The sequence below is a fragment of the Nitrosovibrio sp. Nv4 genome, assembly GCF_900215485.1.
Classification (GTDB): Bacteria; Pseudomonadota; Gammaproteobacteria; order Burkholderiales; family Nitrosomonadaceae; genus Nitrosospira.
The window spans coordinates 738910-754831 of sequence record NZ_OCMZ01000001.1 but is presented as its reverse complement, the minus strand read 5'-3'; the positions used below and the strand labels follow the sequence as shown (position 1 = coordinate 754831).

Annotated in this window: 18 protein-coding genes and 2 pseudogenes; 10 read left to right on the top strand and 10 right to left on the bottom strand. The window is 52.3% G+C overall.

Annotated elements, in window-relative coordinates:
* Positions 1 to 119: 119 nt before the first annotated feature.
* Positions 120 to 587 (top strand): DUF5132 domain-containing protein, encoded by a 468-nt coding sequence (locus tag CRO05_RS03405; RefSeq protein ID WP_097065814.1) that lies wholly within the window; start codon positions 120 to 122, stop codon positions 585 to 587.
* Between the two features lie 304 nt (positions 588 to 891).
* Here the strand turns inward: CRO05_RS03405 and CRO05_RS15990 are convergent, their stop codons facing one another.
* On the bottom strand, positions 892 to 1023 hold the full coding sequence (locus CRO05_RS15990; RefSeq protein ID WP_255405854.1) for a hypothetical protein: 132 nt from the start codon (positions 1021 to 1023) through the stop codon (positions 892 to 894).
* A 244-nt stretch (positions 1024 to 1267) separates the two neighbouring features.
* Here CRO05_RS15990 and CRO05_RS03395 point away from each other — a divergent pair, with 244 nt between their 5' ends.
* Positions 1268 to 1879, top strand: coding sequence for a hypothetical protein (locus CRO05_RS03395; protein WP_097065812.1), 612 nt, complete (start codon positions 1268 to 1270; stop codon positions 1877 to 1879).
* A 100-nt stretch (positions 1880 to 1979) separates the two neighbouring features.
* Here CRO05_RS03395 and CRO05_RS03390 read toward each other — a convergent pair whose 3' ends face one another.
* The 3 genes and pseudogenes from CRO05_RS03390 to CRO05_RS03380 all read right to left on the bottom strand — a co-directional run bounded on the left by CRO05_RS03390 (position 1980) and on the right by CRO05_RS03380 (position 3340).
* Positions 1980 to 2216 carry a DUF3562 domain-containing protein gene (locus tag CRO05_RS03390; protein WP_097065811.1) on the bottom strand — a complete coding sequence of 79 codons (237 nt, stop codon included), beginning with the start codon at positions 2214 to 2216 and terminating at the stop codon, positions 1980 to 1982.
* A 520-nt stretch (positions 2217 to 2736) separates the two neighbouring features.
* Positions 2737 to 2862 (bottom strand): annotated as a pseudogene (locus CRO05_RS03385) (HU family DNA-binding protein); the annotation flags it as partial.
* Positions 2863 to 2881: 19 nt separating this feature from the next.
* The gene (locus tag CRO05_RS03380) at positions 2882 to 3340 is read right to left on the bottom strand and encodes a polymer-forming cytoskeletal protein (RefSeq protein WP_097066642.1); all 459 of its coding nucleotides are present in this window, start codon (positions 3338 to 3340) and stop codon (positions 2882 to 2884) included.
* Between the two features lie 334 nt (positions 3341 to 3674).
* Between CRO05_RS03380 and CRO05_RS03375 the strand changes: the two are divergent.
* Positions 3675 to 3929 (top strand): annotated as a pseudogene (locus CRO05_RS03375) (transposase); the annotation flags it as partial.
* 283 nt (positions 3930 to 4212) lie between these two features.
* On the opposite strand, the gene CRO05_RS03370 reads toward CRO05_RS03375, so the two are convergent.
* The 3 genes from CRO05_RS03370 to hda form a co-directional block, all read right to left on the bottom strand.
* Complete coding sequence (locus tag CRO05_RS03370; RefSeq protein WP_097066641.1) at positions 4213 to 5199, bottom strand: iron ABC transporter permease; 987 nt, start codon at positions 5197 to 5199, stop codon at positions 4213 to 4215.
* A 122-nt stretch (positions 5200 to 5321) separates the two neighbouring features.
* Positions 5322 to 5984: an HAD family phosphatase gene (locus CRO05_RS03365; RefSeq protein WP_097065808.1), complete on the bottom strand. Its 663-nt coding sequence runs from the start codon at positions 5982 to 5984 to the stop codon at positions 5322 to 5324.
* Positions 5981 to 6658: a DnaA regulatory inactivator Hda gene (gene hda / locus CRO05_RS03360; RefSeq protein ID WP_097065807.1), complete on the bottom strand. Its 678-nt coding sequence runs from the start codon at positions 6656 to 6658 to the stop codon at positions 5981 to 5983. Before hda ends, CRO05_RS03365 begins: the two co-directional genes overlap by 4 nt.
* A 113-nt stretch (positions 6659 to 6771) precedes the next feature.
* On the opposite strand from hda, the gene purM reads away from it, so the two are divergent.
* From purM to CRO05_RS03335, 5 genes are all read left to right on the top strand, one after another.
* Entirely contained in the window at positions 6772 to 7830 is a 1059-nt protein-coding gene (gene purM / locus CRO05_RS03355; RefSeq protein ID WP_304528815.1) for a phosphoribosylformylglycinamidine cyclo-ligase, read from the top strand.
* A gap of 55 nt (positions 7831 to 7885) precedes the next feature.
* A complete protein-coding gene (purN, locus tag CRO05_RS03350; protein ID WP_097065805.1) occupies positions 7886 to 8530 on the top strand; it encodes a phosphoribosylglycinamide formyltransferase in 645 nt (214 codons plus the stop codon).
* Entirely contained in the window at positions 8527 to 9282 is a 756-nt protein-coding gene (locus CRO05_RS03345) for a DUF3108 domain-containing protein (protein ID WP_097065804.1), read from the top strand. The genes purN and CRO05_RS03345 overlap by 4 nt, the downstream gene beginning before the upstream one ends.
* 116 nt (positions 9283 to 9398) lie before the next feature.
* Complete coding sequence (locus tag CRO05_RS03340; protein ID WP_097065803.1) at positions 9399 to 10664, top strand: RsmB/NOP family class I SAM-dependent RNA methyltransferase; 1266 nt, start codon at positions 9399 to 9401, stop codon at positions 10662 to 10664.
* On the top strand, positions 10664 to 11248 hold the full coding sequence (locus tag CRO05_RS03335) for a phospholipase D family protein (RefSeq protein ID WP_097065802.1): 585 nt from the start codon (positions 10664 to 10666) through the stop codon (positions 11246 to 11248). Before CRO05_RS03340 ends, CRO05_RS03335 begins: the two co-directional genes overlap by 1 nt.
* Before the next feature lie 506 nt (positions 11249 to 11754).
* On the opposite strand, the gene CRO05_RS15785 is transcribed toward CRO05_RS03335, so the two are convergent.
* On the bottom strand, positions 11755 to 12468 hold the full coding sequence (locus CRO05_RS15785; RefSeq protein WP_097065801.1) for a PEP-CTERM sorting domain-containing protein: 714 nt from the start codon (positions 12466 to 12468) through the stop codon (positions 11755 to 11757).
* A gap of 1080 nt (positions 12469 to 13548) precedes the next feature.
* Between CRO05_RS15785 and CRO05_RS03325 the strand changes: the two genes are divergently transcribed.
* Together CRO05_RS03325 and CRO05_RS03320 are read left to right on the top strand one after the other, a co-directional pair.
* Complete coding sequence (locus CRO05_RS03325; RefSeq protein ID WP_097065800.1) at positions 13549 to 13959, top strand: hypothetical protein; 411 nt, start codon at positions 13549 to 13551, stop codon at positions 13957 to 13959.
* Between the two features lie 1045 nt (positions 13960 to 15004).
* The gene (locus tag CRO05_RS03320) at positions 15005 to 15301 is read left to right on the top strand and encodes a hypothetical protein (protein ID WP_097065799.1); all 297 of its coding nucleotides are present in this window, start codon (positions 15005 to 15007) and stop codon (positions 15299 to 15301) included.
* A gap of 37 nt (positions 15302 to 15338) precedes the next feature.
* Here the strand turns inward: CRO05_RS03320 and gloA are convergent, their stop codons facing one another.
* Positions 15339 to 15722 (bottom strand): lactoylglutathione lyase, encoded by a 384-nt coding sequence (gloA, locus tag CRO05_RS03315; protein WP_097065798.1) that lies wholly within the window; start codon positions 15720 to 15722, stop codon positions 15339 to 15341.
* On the bottom strand, positions 15723 to 15911 hold the full coding sequence (locus tag CRO05_RS03310) for a rubredoxin (RefSeq protein ID WP_090880907.1): 189 nt from the start codon (positions 15909 to 15911) through the stop codon (positions 15723 to 15725). It abuts the gene before it with no gap.
* Between the last annotated feature and the right edge of the window lie 11 nt (positions 15912 to 15922).

The following is a 15922-nucleotide window of genomic DNA, read 5'->3' as shown; positions in this document are numbered from 1 at the left end:
TTCATTTTCCCCACAAAAGCAACTCTTTAAAATATCTCTGATATTAAGTTTTATGGCAGGGCTTGTAAAAAGACAAACTCCGTCTAGAAATAACTATAGCCACTGAAACAGGAGAGATCATGGCCTCCGAAAACTTCAAGAGCAACCTAATCATAGGCCTGGTAACTGGCGTTGGCGCATCGCTGCTCGCGCCAGTGCTGCGTCCGTTCCTTGCCAATGTCTCCCGGTCGCTTACCAAAGCGACAATCAAGGGCGGCATCCATCTTTACGAGAAGGGGCGCGAATCATTTGCGGAGTTGGGCGAAACGGTGGATGACCTGGTGGCCGAGGTCAAGTCAGAGATGGAGACCGGTGCGCAGGGAGGGGCGGCAATCACCACGGCGGCTGCGCAAAGACGGGCCGCGCCCCCGTCTGCCCAGCCCAAACCAAGCCCTGATACCAGTCAAAGTCCGGGCACCACGTCCGCAACCCAGCCAAGCGAAGCCGACAAGGTGTCCAGACCTCCTGCGCCACCCGCCGCAGAGGCGAGTCAGGGTAGCCAGCGCAGCGAAGGAGCACAAGGCCAACCACCAACTCAGGGGGAATAATGGCACCGCTTGGGCGGAAGCGGATAAAGATCGACGAAAAACGCGGTGACGCCGCGTACTTTGCAACGCTGGAAAAAGAATTGGCGGGATGTCAAGGCGTTGTAGCGGTGGAGACAAATCCGTTGACAGGCGCGGCGCTGATCAGCCATACGAGGAGGATACAAGTCTTTGGGATTATGCTATCGAGCACGAGCTGTTCCACCTCGGAGAGAATGAAACCGCAGCGCGAACCCCACCGCGCCCTGCAATCACTCGTGGAACCAAGGCCGCCGAACATAAGTCACACACGAAATCCGGAAGGAGATCAGATATCCGGTAGTTGATATTCCTGGGAATGATGGGTATGGGCGTTGTCCAGACCATAGAGGGCCACATAGCCACCCCTGCGATAGGGGCGTTCTAGGTACGCATTCAGCATTTTGCCGGGGGCGAACATTGTTAATCCGGAACACCCTTCTCAAAACGGGATCCTGATCCCCGGGAAATCCTAGATTCGGAAATGATGGAATAGCATTTCCGGAGTTCTCGCAAACAAAAACCTGTTGCAAAAAACAGCGAGCCAAGAGGTTGCGAGAGTCCCGATCAAGGGGCTCCGCATGGAAGCAGTAGAAAGCAGCAGAACGGGAGAAGCATTTTTGCCACAACGTGCAATTTGTAACCATGCCTAGGAGGAATTTGAAATGAATACGCCAAAATCAGACAAGCACCTTGGGGAAAAACCGCACCCCCATGAAAAAAAGCGGACAGAAATAGAAACGCCGATAGATGAAGAGCTGCCGCGCAGCACTGCGGAGGAGGAAAAGTATGCTCGCAGGGAAACACGCCGGGATGAAAGGTACGTTGACACGACGGCTCCTTATCGCTCGGACGCTGACCGTGCGCTGGGGGACGCAGGCGATACCGTAAAGACAGGCATTGCCGGCAGCTTAAGAAACATCGATGAAATGGAATCTGACATCGTCAGCCTGGTGCGCAATACGGTATCAAATACGCTCCGAGCAACAGGGGCGGTCGGTACGGAAGCAGTCGATGTCACGAGGACAACGGTAAACGCGGCAGCTCAAGGGATAGGCGACATTGGCACGACCGCTATTACGAGCGTGCGTGACATTCTTGTCAGCGTCGTGGAGGGCATAAAGGACGTGGCAGGCGCGGCATTGCCGAGGTCATACCATACGGACAACCGCACACCGCCTGAGGATCGCGTCCCACCTGGAGAATATACTCCTCCGCCGGATCGTACCCGGCCACCAAAATATGTTCCCCCCGCGAACAACAAAGAGCCGGTTTAACCCCTTCAAGGGCCAGGGCGCCACAGGCGCCTTGGCCCTGTTCGTATCCATCATTCCAGCCTTGACTGCGCTACAAAAAACAAGTGGCTGCAGAAAGCGCTCATGCCCCAGGTTTCCCTGTTTTGCGCAGTATCTCACTCACTTTCTTGCTCGTTAGTAAGGTCAGGAAGCTCTGGATTCGAGCCCCTGAACGCAGGCGCAAGATCACATCAGCATAAATTCTTTTTACTTTTTCCGTAGGCTGCCTTGTTTTCTGCGCAAGTTGGTCAATCGCGTAAAGATCCTGAGGTTCTAACTGGATGCGGTCAGTGGTTGCTGTGAAATCTTCTTTCATCATCGGCTCCCTGGTTACCCTAAAGCCAGGATGTTCAAATGCGCTTTCGCGTAGCCTATTGAGGTGATCCTGAATTCTTTATAGGCCCGGGTAATTACCGCTGCAAGCTCATGCTAAGAGAATAAAAGATAGCCTTCTGGTGCAGGAACTGGATCGACCTGAGGTGACTAACGTAGTTTTTTCACAGCCTGATATGCGAAAATCCTCCCATTTCCCGCTTATCATTGTCACACTCCACGCCAGCCTTCCAGGACGGTTCGCTTCACAGCATTAATCTCAATGCGGAACCGGCCCTTCTCAGCAGCCACATCCCCAGCCATGCCGGATACATCAAGGTATGCGGAAAGTACTCAAGAACGGCAAACGCGGCATCTTCACGCCGCCAGCAAGTCGGCAAGACGCACCGCCTACTCCTGGATATGGTGAGGGAAAGAGGCGAGCAGAAGGTGGCGTGAATCGAATGGAAGGGACTGCTGAGGTGGCTAGAGGGTATTTTCGCAGATACTAAATACCCTCTCCCCCCTTATCCGCCGTTGACCATGGCCTTGAGTGGACCACTTGGCTTGAATGCCGGAACCCTTGAGGCGGCAATTTTAAGTTCTTCACCTGTCCGAGGATTGCGGCCGGTGCGCGCTGCACGCTCATGCACTGTGCCGGAAGGACCTCGTTTATTGGTCGTCCAACTCAAGCGTAAAGCGCAAGAGCGAAGGTGAATCGCCTTCGCTGGGCGGAATTAAAGTCACTACGTTACTGCCGGGTTTTGGGTTATCCAGATGATGGCACATGCCGTTGACCGTTGCTCCCATCTGAGTTTCCATGTTTTTGTAAGACACTACTCCCGAGACCTTGGCCTGGGCTTGCAGTTCAAGATACTCATCTGAATGGATAGGACCTATCACAGTACCGTTGATAATCGCGTGCGAAACCTGGATCGCACCTTGAACAAACCCTCCCTCACTCATTACCAGGGTGCTGGGCTTGTCGCCTAACGCAGTAACGTTTCCGATTACACGGCCATCTATTCGCAACCCTCCCTGAAAGTTGATATCGCCGTGGATTTGGGTATCTACACCGACGAGTCCGGTTATCTGGTTTTGCGGTTCACTGATCTTTTTTTTTCTGAACACTTTGTCTATCCTTTCACAAGAGGTTTTCATAAGTATTAACAGATACAGGATTTGCCCTCTATCGGCGCAGCCTGCAACGAATGCCACAGCAATAATGATTGAAAACGGTTTTTTTGTTAATTAATTCAAAATGCGCTCCCTGGGTGTAAAGCCATGCAGTGCACGGGGCAAGCTGTTGCGAGATTGTTAAGTCGGAAAACCAGGATCCTTACAGGATCCTTATATGTTTTACGGCCTTGGTGTACAAATCTGAAGGGTGACCGGCTCTGCAAAAATGTAGCCAGCTACGATGTCGGTTTTCGGCGAAATTTACTTTTGAAGAAAGGAATTTTGTATGAAGACGAAATGGCTCAGTGAGGAGCAGATTGTTGCGGTACTGAAGGAAGCGGAAGCTGGCATGCCGGTTGCCAAGCTGATTCGCCGCATCGTCATCACCGAGCAGACATTTACCGGCGGAAGAAGCAGTGCGGGCTTGGACAGCGATCAGGCAAGGCAGCTCAAGCAACTCCAGGAGGAGAACGAACGGCTGAAGAAGATTGTCGCGAAACTGAGCCCGGACAAGGCGATGCTTGTTGACGTCATTAAAAAGTGGTGAGGGCTGGTCCCCGACGCCCAGTTGGACTACTCAAGAATCGCTGCACTACATCTGAATAGCATGTGTGCGGTTTGGCCGGGATAGCCCGGCGGGTCTACAGCTACAAGAGTTGGCAATGGCGCGGATGCGGTATGGCTATCGCAAGATCGGGCGTTGGGTCGATCAATAACCCAAACGCTCATTTTCGAACTGGCGATAAAAACGATAGCAGGTTACGATGGACGTATGTCGCGGTTAACACGGGACCCGCTATCGGCGCCGGTCCAGGATGAATCCATCAACGTTTTCTCGATAGCAGCAGCAACAGCGTCGGTACACCTAGCAAGGCTGTCAATACGCCCACTGGCAATTGCTGAGGCGCCCACAATGTACGGGCCAAAGTATCAGCCAGTGTAAGAAAGCTGCCTCCCAAAAGTATTGACAAGGGTAGTAGCCAGCGAAAATTATTGATGCCCAGCAGGCGGACAGCGTGCGGCACAATCAGACCGACGAAACCGATTGCGCCTGCCAGCATCAGCGCCGCGACGGTCGCCAGTGATGCACAAAAATAGATCCCGACCTGCAACGGCAGTACTGCAACGCCCAACGTTTTTGCCTTCATCTGGCCGAGGCTCAAAACATTGAGACTACCGGAAAAGAGCAAGCTCACGCTCGCTACGAGAATCAGCGTTATCCAGGCAGGCAGCGACTCTTCTGCACGGGAAATATCGCCCATCAACCAGAACAGCATGCCTTTTACATCGCTGGCTGGCGCCAGGGTCAGGATAAGCGTGGTCAACGCGGTACAACCAGCGGACAACACTACGCCTGTCAGGAGCAATCGATAAAGATTCCAGTCGCCAGCGCGATAACTCAAGCCAAATACAATGGCAATTGCCGTCAATGCGCCAGCCAGGGAAGCGACGTTGGTCAGCATGAGCCCCCATCCCAACAGCATCGCGAGGAGCGCACCAACCGCGGCCCCGCCGGATACACCCAGGATATAAGGATCAGCCAGCGGGTTACGTAATAATACCTGTAGCAGCGACCCCGCAAGGGCCAGCAGACCGCCGCAGGCAAACGCAGCCAGCACACGCGGCAAGCGAAGCTGCCAGATAATTTGATGCACAATACTATCGTTCCTGTCCACGGGCGACAGCAGTGCCTGGACAATGCCGGAAACAGGAATGTCAACGCTGCCGAAAAGCAATCCGGTAAACAGACTGCCAAGAGCCAGCAGACTGAAGAGAATCAGCAATAATAAGGGATATCTGGCGGAAGTCACGCCAATGGGCAAACATTCATATTCCCGGGCCGCAGGTCGACACGCGATAGCCTGTTATCGCACTTGCCGTTTTCGCCAACTCTTGTCAATCTGCGTCAGATTGGGCAGAACAGCCGCCAACACTAGCGCAAGCTGATGATCGGCCATTTGTTTTTTTCCGCATGCGCCTTAAGTGTTGGATCAGGATCTACCGCCACCGGACGGGTGACCTTATTGAGCAGCGGCAGATCGTTCAATGAATCGCTGTAGAACCAGCTTTCCAGGAACGACAGCCAGGTTAGATTGTGCTTGTCCAGCCAGCTTTCTAACCGTGCTATCTTGCCCTCTCGAAAACATGGCAGGCCGGACACCTGGCCCGTGAATTCGCCGTCCTTTTGCTCCGGTTCGGTGGCAATGAGATGGTTTATTCCGAGCGCCCTGGCGATCGGCGCGGTCACAAAGCTGTTGGTCGCGGTAATGATGACGCAAAGGTCACGGCTGAGCATATGGCTGTTAATCAATTCCCGCGCGCTTGGCGTAATCAACGGCAGAATCCTTTTTTCCATGAATTCGCGGTGCCAGGCATCCAGCTGTGTCCGGGGATGACGGGAAAGTGGCTTTAACTGAAAATCCAGAAACTCGTGTATATCGAGGGTGCCGGCTTTGTACTGCTCGTAAAATTCCACATTTCGGGCTTCGTAAACTTCACGGTCGAGCACGCGCTGCTCTATCAGGAATTGCGCCCACTGAAAGTCGCTGTCGCCGGCCAAAACCGTATTATCGAGATCGAACAGCGCGAGATTCATGAAGCGGCCTGCAATAGTTCGCGTACCAGGGGAACGGTGACTTTACGCTGATTGGCCAACGAATAGCTGTCAAGGGCATCAAGCGTTCCTATCAAGGAGGGCAAGTCGCGTCGCTCATGCCGCAGCAAGTATTCGCATACCTCCTGCGACAAATCGAGCCCGCGACTTATTGCATGGCTTTTCATGGCTTCCATTTTTTCCTCATCAGTCAGTTCATGAACCTGGTACACCAAACCCCATCCCAGTCGAGTGACGAGGTCTTCGCGTAGCTTCAATTGCACGGGAGCGGCCGGACCGCTCACCAGCAGAAACGCACGACCCTCGTCGCGAATATGATTATAGAGATTAAACATACCGATCTGGGCTTCGGCATCGAGACGATCCACATCATCCACTATCACGCAATCCGCTTCGCTGCCGTCAACAAAATGGGTATTTTCATCACAGGCAAAAAACGCTGTGTTCAATTTGTTGCGCGCGCATGCTCCCGCTACGCCGCGAAGCAAGTGGCTTCTGCCGCATCCCAACCCTCCCCATAGATAAACAAAGCGTTCGTCTTCCCGTCCGACAAGAATGTTACTGACGGTCTGCAACAGTTCGGTATTGCGTCCCGGCACGAAATTAGCGAGAGTGGGTTGTGCCGGGGGGGCGATGTCCAGCAAGAGTTGCTTCATTTATGAATGATTATTGCCCAGGTATCGCTTGCGTTCATGCGCAGCCATACATTTACGGTAAAATTGCCATTTTTGAAAATCGCACTCTAACCGCAACCAGGCGAGAACTCAACTTGACTTCATCCAGAAAGGAAAATCCAAACTCCATCCCTCTCTCTTATCGCGCCGCGGGTGTGGACATTGAAGCGGGCGACCGCCTGGTAGAGAACATCAAAACCTATGCCAAGTTTACCATGCGTCCGGAGGTACTCGCGGGCATAGGTGGCTTCGGGGCGCTTTTCGAAATCTCCAAAAAATACCGCAATCCGGTGCTGGTGTCAGGTACCGACGGCGTGGGTACCAAGTTGAAGCTTGCATTCCAGTCTGGCAAGCATGATGGCGTCGGTATAGACCTGGTGGCGATGAGCGTCAACGACATCCTGGTACAGGGCGCGGAACCGCTATTCTTTCTGGACTATTTCGCATGCGGGAAACTGGACGTGGATACGGCAACCCGGGTAGTGAAGGGTATCGCGGCGGGTTGCGAACAGGCGGGTTGCGCCTTGATCGGTGGCGAAACCGCCGAGATGCCGGGCATGTACCCGGAAGGGGAGTACGACCTTGCAGGTTTCGCGGTAGGCGTGGTCGAGAAAGACAATCTCATCACTGGCTTGACCATTCAGGAAGGTGATGTGGTGTTAGGGCTTGCTTCCAGCGGGGCGCATTCCAACGGCTACTCCCTGATTCGCAAGATCATCGAAAAAAATAACATGGACTTGTCCACCAATTTCCATGGTGAAGCGTTAATCGACGTAATCATGACGCCTACCCGGATTTACGTAAAGCCGTTGCTCGAGCTCATGAAGCGTCTGCCAGTCAAAGGCATGGCGCATATCACCGGCGGCGGTTTAGTGGAAAATGTCCCGCGTGTCCTGCCCGATGGTGTCACCGCGGTACTGAAAAAAGAGACATGGGAGGAGCCGCATCTTTTTCGCTGGCTACGACAGCAAGGCAACGTAGCTGACAGTGAAATGCATCGCGTGTTTAATTGCGGCATCGGCATGGTGCTGATCGTAGCACCGGAAAATGCCGACAGCGCGATGCGGTTTTTGCGGTCTTCGGGGGAAACTGTGCGGCGCATAGGCGCGATTCGGCAGCGCAACGCAGACGAAGCTCAAACAATCATTGAATGATTGGCGGAGCAGGTAAAATAAGTTGCGTCCACGTAACCCTCCCGCTGCTGGTGTCATGAAATCCATCGTCATCCTCATTTCCGGTCGCGGCAGCAATATGCAAGCGCTGATCGAAGCAAAACTGCCTGCCAGGATAGCGGCGGTTATCAGCAACAGGCCCAATGCGCCGGGATTGGAAATCGCAAAAATGCATGGTTGTGAAACCATCGTGCTGGATCAGCGGTCTTACCCCGAACGCGCGGCGTTCGATGCCGCGTTGATGGAAAAAATCGACGCATATAACCCGGATCTGATTGCACTTGCCGGCTTCATGCGCATTCTTGGAGATGATTTTGTTAATCATTACCAGGGGAAAATACTGAACGTTCATCCGTCTCTGCTGCCTGCCTTTCCGGGTTTGAACCCTCATCGGCAGGCTTTGAGGGATGGCGTAAAAATACATGGCTGTACGGTACATTTTGTCACCGCGCAAATGGACTGTGGCCCCATCATTATTCAGGCCGCAGTGCAGATAATGCCGTATGACACCGAAGAAACGGTTGCGGCACGGGTGCTGCAACAGGAACACCGCATTTATCCCGAAGCCGTGCGCTGGTTTATTGAAGACCGGCTCACGCTCTCTGAAAATCATGTAAACGTGAGCGAAGCCGGGTTTGATGACTCGGTTTTGTATTCACCTTCACCTGGATTAAATAGATGAAAAAATCACTTATAGCTTTGGCAGGGGGTTTAGGTCTTGCTGCTTTTTCCGCCTTCTCTGCCTGCGCAGCCGATGTCCCGCCTCGCGTCGACATCAGTTATTCGATAACCTCCGGCGGACTCGAAGGAGAGGTGTATGACACGCTCGAAATCAGGAAGGAAAGCGGCGCGCGCACCTATGCCATTAATAGCGAAGCCCGTGCCAAAGGCTTGTTGGCGTTGACACAACCAGACAGCGTGGTTCGGGATAGTAAAGGGATCATAACCGCACAGGGGTCGTTGCGGCCCGAACGTTTTTCGGATCAGCATGGGGAGAAGATACCGAAAGTAGCAATTTTCGATTGGGATAAGAAATTACTGACCCTCCAGCATAAACGTGGTGAGGAACAAAAACCGTTGCCTGCCGATGCTCTGGATAGGCTGAGCCTGCTCTACAGCTTCATGTTTTCTCCCACCCCCGGCAAAATGGTAAATCTGCATGAAACCGATGGCCGGCGCCTCGAAGTGGCTCGCTACGCCATTGGCAAGGAAACGCTGGATACACCCATGGGCAAACTCGAAACCGTCGTGCTGACCAAGCAATTGGAAAAGGAAGGTGATCGCGACAAAAAGATCTGGCTTGCCGTCGACCACCATATGCTGCCGGTACGTATCATTTCCATGGAAAAACTCGGCATCGTGACCGATCAGATGGTTACGAAAATAAGCTATGGAGACCAGCCGGACGGCTTCAAGCAAGGACGCCTGCACTGATCAAGAAGGCGGCTGTCCTCCTGGTAATCGTCTTTCCACACGCGCTTCTTTAATATAACGATGCGTATTGCGTTTGCGATACGGGTCTACCTTACTTTTTGCCGAATCGATATTAGATGCGTCTCACCCCTGCCCATCTGGACATGGCTACCGCTGCCTTGCGCGCCGTGCTTCCGCTGAAACACCCTGCGGATTCGATACTGCGGTATTTTTTTCGTGAAAATCCGATGCTCGGAGCATACGACCGCGCCTTTATCGCGGAGACCGTCTTTGGCATCCTGCGTCACCGGTTCTTTCTTGAAAGTGCTGTCGAGATCGCAACACCACGTTCGCTACTGCTCGCATACCTGGCTAAATTTCAAGGCTTGAATTTGCGTGAGCTCATACCGCTCGCCAGCGAGGCTGAAGCAAAATGGCTTGCAGGTATTAAAGGAATCTCTCCGGAATCACAGGCGCTTTCAATCCAGGCTGAACTCCCGGAGTGGCTGATGGAAAAGCTGCGTGGTTTTATGGAAGATAGCGAGATCCTTGATCTGGGCCGTTCGCTGCAACACGCTGCACCCCTCGACTTGCGTGTCAATACGATTCTGGCAACTCGGGACGAAGTGCTTGCATCACTGGGCAAAGACGGAATTGTAGGCAGCGCCACGCCCTATTCACCGATCGGCATTCGCGTCGCGGGCAAGCCGGCGATCAACCGCCATGAAGTATTTCTCAGCGGGAAAGTGGAAGTTCAGGATGAAGGCAGCCAATTGCTGGGCTACTTGCTGGCGCCAAAACGGCGGGATATGGTGGTGGATTTTTGTGCGGGAGCGGGTGGCAAGTCGCTGATGCTCGGTGCGCTGATGCATTCGCAAGGACGCCTCTATGCTTTCGATAATTCCGAAAAACGTCTGAACAACCTCAAGCCTCGCCTCAAGCGTTCCGGTTTATCCAACCTGTACCCGCAACTGATCATGAACGAAAATGACATCAAGGTAAAGCGGCTCACGGGAAAGATAGACCGGGTACTGGTGGATGCACCATGCAGCGGTCTCGGGACTTTGCGCCGCAATCCGGATCTGAAATGGCGGCAGTCACCGCAGAGCATAGAAGAACTCAAGCGCAAGCAAGCGGCGATTCTCTCATCTGCGGCAAACCTGCTTAAGCCCGGCGGCAGGCTGATCTATGCTACCTGCAGCTTTTTGCCGGAAGAGAACCAGGAGATCGTAGAGAACTTTCTCACCAGTCATCCCCGATTCATGCTGCTGAATTGCGCCGAACTGATGGTGCAACAGAAAATTCCGCTCGACACGGGCGTATTCCTGCAGCTGTCACCCCGTTTGCACAATACGGATGGATTTTTTGCAGCAGTCTTGGAGCTGCTGAAGAACGAATCGTGATGCCGTCAAATCGTTGCGCTTTCATAACGGGTTGTCTGGCAATACTGTTTGCAGCATCTTCGGCGGCCTTTGAACCATCCTCCGATAACGATCGTAAAGCTCCTCTTGTTCTTCCTGCCTCCGGCACAATACAAGCCGCTTTTACGCCGGGAGATGATGCCGGTGAGCTTATTGCGGAAGCTATTCGTAGCGCACATCGTCAGGTTCTGGTGCAGACATTCAGTTTTACCCACCGCAAAATCGCGGCCGCGTTGATCGCAGCCAAGCACCGGGGAGTGGACGTCAAAGTCATTACCGACAAGGAGCAGGCCCGTAGAATTCCGACGAGCTTGATCTCGAAAATTGCTGCTGAAGGCGTGCCGGTTTTTACTGACGCGAAGCATACCAGCGCCCACAACAAGGTGATGGTGATCGATGCCGGCAATCCGGATGCGATCGTGATTACAGGCAGCTTCAATTTCACTCAGGCCGCGCAGTACAGGAATGCGGAGAATGTGCTGGTAATCCGGGACAACGCTGCGCTCGCCGACCTTTACCTTCAAAACTGGCGTCGCCACTACGAGCACTCGCGGCCGTACCACTAGACGGTGCTGCGGATTGCCATGGAATTTTTATTCCAGCGGAACCAGAAGTCCGTCGAGATGAACCATAACCGGCTTAAACGTCATGTGCCGCGAAGGCGCATCACTGCACACCATATCAACGAAACATCCGAAGCTGGGGCATGATCGCGAGGAGCAGGATTTGGAGCGGTAACCGTACTCTCTACTTATTGCTCTCATTTCCAGGTCAATCGTTGAGAGGCCGGTTACAAGGAAGCATGCATTGACGTGATATGGATTATGGACTTCATCGCTATCCAATTGATCGTACCCATGTCAGTCTGATGGGAAACCCGATGGACGGAAAAAGCACTCTCCACCAGGTTTCCTACGGCGATCACCCCACAAGCTTCCCGGATTTTACCCTCACAAACAAAATTTTCCTGACGCAATCTTAGGGTTTTGGTCAGGTTTATTCTGATTGTTCTTTCTTTTTCCAGTTTTCTGTGGTTAGAAATCTTCCCAAAATCACAAAATGGAAAGTCAATCTACTGCTGATTGATGAAACCTTTTCTCCGCCGAACCATAGTGCCGATCAATCCGAGGCCGGCAAGCAACATGGCATAGGTTTCCGGCTCGGGAACGGGAGAAACTTGCACTCCTGAAAGTCTTAAACGGTACCCCTCATCAAGTACCATACTGTCTACCGGCGCCCATCCCGTTAGGGGTGATGCTCCCCCTGGACCCGTCGCAGTGAGGATCTGGGTATAGGGAGAACTGACATTGGGAAACATATAATGGTCGGGAGTAAAGCCATCACCGCTTACCGGAGGCGTGCCAAGGGGAACTACTGCCAGATGATACCAACCCGGTGCCTGTGGACCATGTACGTTGCCAGCCGGCAAGGCCGCATTGCGCGTGCCAAGCATGGCGTCGTCATTTGCATATAGAGCGAATCCTCCATCGTTAAACAATGCGATCGCGGAGTCAAGGTCGCCACTGGTAGAGTTGACAGACGCGGAGAATGTATCGGGATTGGAAATGTAAAGCCTGTACAAATCTACGTCATTAGTGGTCGAAATGGTTCCGTAGATATTTCTCAATCGACCATCACCTGTCGGCTCTTGTGACGTACCCACCAATTGGCCTGCATCACCAACCTCAGTCCAGTCAACTGCGTGCGCCGGACTAGCGAGAAGAGACATTGCTAACAATGACATGGAAACGCCCATTTTTTGGGCGAGATTCAGCTTCAAGTCCATTTTATTACCTCCAATCAGGTTATTAATTTTTTAAATCGATCTATTCTCCGTGCCAAACAAGATATCTATTTCCAAATATCACCCTCCCCGAGTTGTGTTAAATCTTTCTGTTTCAGTCCCCCTGGCGTTCCTGTCATTAATATCCAGTTCACCTGTTTCGATGGGCAATATCAGCTCTACAATAATGATAACGATTATGATTCGTGTTTTTCTAAGGAATTTTAAAAATTCTCTTTTGCAATATGTTTTTTATTCGTTGTAATAGTCCCCGCGTAAGCTTCCTGGACTAGCCCCCAATTGAGAGAAAGCGAAAAGCGGAACTTCCGGCAGGGTTTTGCCTCGAGGTTCAAATAAAGAAATCGCGATTTACAGAAAGCCGGATTGCTGGGATATTGAAGGAAGCCGATAGCGGAGTTGCGTTCAACGGGATCTGGCGCGAAAGCAGGGGTAAGTTCAGCTACTTCCTATAAAAGGAAAGCAGATATGGCGGTCTGGATGTCTCAGCGCTGCCCATGAAAGAGTTGGAGGGGGAACCCATACTGTTAGAACTTATACCGGCACGCCGCTACCTACTGTCATCATCCTGCGGGAAGTCTTTCGATACCTCAAGCTCGGCCCCATCGGGAAAAAATCTTTGAAGGGAATTTAGTTGCCAGAAAATTGTCCTAACATAAAGATCACAAATAATTCACAAGTACTTCACAATTGATCGTACTTTTGCTACGGGTATCCAACTACCGACAAAGGAGACGATTATGACAACAGGAAGACTTCTCGCCATTTCATATTTTCTTAGCATGACGGCAACCCTGGTAGCCTTTGTTCTTTATTCTTGAATTCCTTTCCGAATTCTTAATTTATTTGCAAAAGGAGCTAATCATAGGATCGGGTCGTTTTGTAAAGCCGCAGCCGACCGGACGAGGCATTACTAGGAGGTTTTCGGACGCTATGCATAATATGCTTGAGGTAGTTAGCTTATTAACGCCTGTTAGCTGTTGAAGTAGCATTTACGTACGTGCAGATCGATTGAGTAAGATGTACTAGGCTGTATTGATTAATAACTATACTGGAGAACGAGTTATGGGTGATCAGAATACAACAAATGAATCGCGCAAATATCCCACGAGCTTTGGTCTGTTTTACCCTATTGGTTATCTTGTGGTTGGATTTAAGAGTAAGGAAGATGCTAAACAAGTACAGCAGGATTTGTTTACAGGTGGATATGTGCCTGAGGACTGTGAATTTTTCACGTGTAAGGAAGTGGCTGAAGCTGCGGAGCGTAATCTTGATACCGGGGGCTTCCTGCCTCGTCTAGGCGGGGCGGACAAGGTCATTGAGATTCACTTGAAAGCCGCCGAGGAGGGCGCCTCTTTCTTGGTAATCTATGCACCTGAAAAAACCTCCGTGGATCGCGCAATGAACGTTATTCGCCGTGTGCCGTTTGAGTTTGCGCACCGCTACCATCGGCTCGCAATCGAAGAACTCGAGTAGACTTACAATCCGGCTCATCCGCAGCCACGTGCTTGCCTGGCGCAAGACCCTGGAAGCACAGCAGTTGGGCGGCGCGAGCATCCGCAGGAAGCTCGCGGCCCTGTCATCCCTTCCCTGTTCGAGTATCTGTGCGAGAACAATGCGTGACCCACCATCCAGTCAAGAAGGAGAAGCGCCCGATAGTGGAATCGCGATAGGAAAAATCCCCCCATTGGTGATACCAGGCGCGTCCTGCTGAATGCTCCCGATGCTGGCACACTCAAGGGCAAGCGCCATCCGGCCATTCTCCCCACGCTGCTCTACCGGGAATCAGACGTCAGGAACTGGCCAGGCCAAGGTGAAGGGTTACAACCAGACGCGCCAGGGGTTCCACATCTCCAGGTGAAGGGAAAAGGTGGCAAGATACACTTTGTTCCGACCGATCCTGGCACATTGACCCTGATAGAAGAATACCTGGAAGCAGCGGGACGTGGACAGAACCAGGATGCGCCCTTATTCAGTCGGCCAGGAACAATTTGTATGGACACGCCATGATCGCACTCATGCCCAATTCCATTTATTTCGAGGTAGTGCTGAAGTATCCGAGTAAGCTGGGTATCTCGGGCGAGAACATGCCGCCGTGATGCCGCCACGGCGGCGACCAATGCCGCTGGATAAGGTTAAGTCTCATCGCGCCGAGACCAGGAAGCCGCCTATAATAGGCTACCTGACATTCTCAGAGCGCTTGCCGTCCAAGTTCGGCATCCATCACCGGAGAAGAATGCTTTGCCCAGGAAGATCGGCGGATACACATTCTCGACGCGCGTCTTGAAGACTGCGCCAGCGCGGGGCAAATGTAAAAACCATGAGTCGACAAGCGCGCGAATGCATTTTAACGTCCTATATCATTCATGAGCCATGACCCATGGACTGGACAGGAATCCCCCTTTTACTGATAAAAAAGCCTGAGGGAAAAATGGATAAGGAACAAGAAGGATAAATGGGGATTGATTCCCCGGTGTCAGGTTCTATTCTAGAGGTGAGTTCATAAGAATCCAGGGACGCTATGGGTGCTTTAATCTTCTATATCGCGATCTACTTCCTCGGTTACTACGGTGCGCATTTACTCAACCAACTGGCTGGTCGCGCCGTGATAAGGAACCGTCGCATGGCAGGCCTTGTCCTGGCGCTTACTGTCGGCACAGTTCACGCCTACAAGATAATAAGCACATCACCGCCTCATGATCACGGCGATGGAGCTGGTTACGCGCTCGGCCTGTATGTGATCCTGCCTCTCACGATAATCACGGTTGCCGTTTTGTTTCTCATGTGGCAGGACAGGCAGGACGAAGACATGCCTTAGTTTAGTTGCGGTCGAGAAGCCACTACTTATACCTATACTACTTTTTCTGTATGAGCTCGACCTTGTAACCGTCCGGATCTTCCACAAATGCAATAACGGTGGCGCCGTGCTTCATAGGCCCGGCCTCGCGTGTAACCCTGCCGCCGCGCTTTTTCACTTCTTCGCAAGCTTCATAAGCATTATCGACTGCTATGGCAATATGTCCGTAGCCCGTGCCCAAGTCATATTTTTGCACGTCCCAGTTGTGGGTCAATTCCAATACCGCGCCTTCTGCCTCATCCTGATAACCGACGAACGCCAGCGTAAATTTTCCCTCGGGGTAGTCCTTCCGCCGCAACAGTTTCATTCCCAGCACATCGGTGTAGAAAGCAATGGATTTTTCCAGGTTGCCAACGCGAAGCATGGTATGAAGAATGCGCATTCAGATCTCCACCATCTCAAAATCCTCCTTCCGTGCGGCACATTCCGGGCAAGTCCAATTCATCGGCACGTCTTCCCACCGAGTACCAGGCGGAATTCCTTCCTGCGGCGACCCTTCGGCTTCGTCGTATATGAAACCACAAATGAGACACATGTAACAACGGTAAACGCGAGTTTCGGTCGTAGGCATGATGAGCGAGA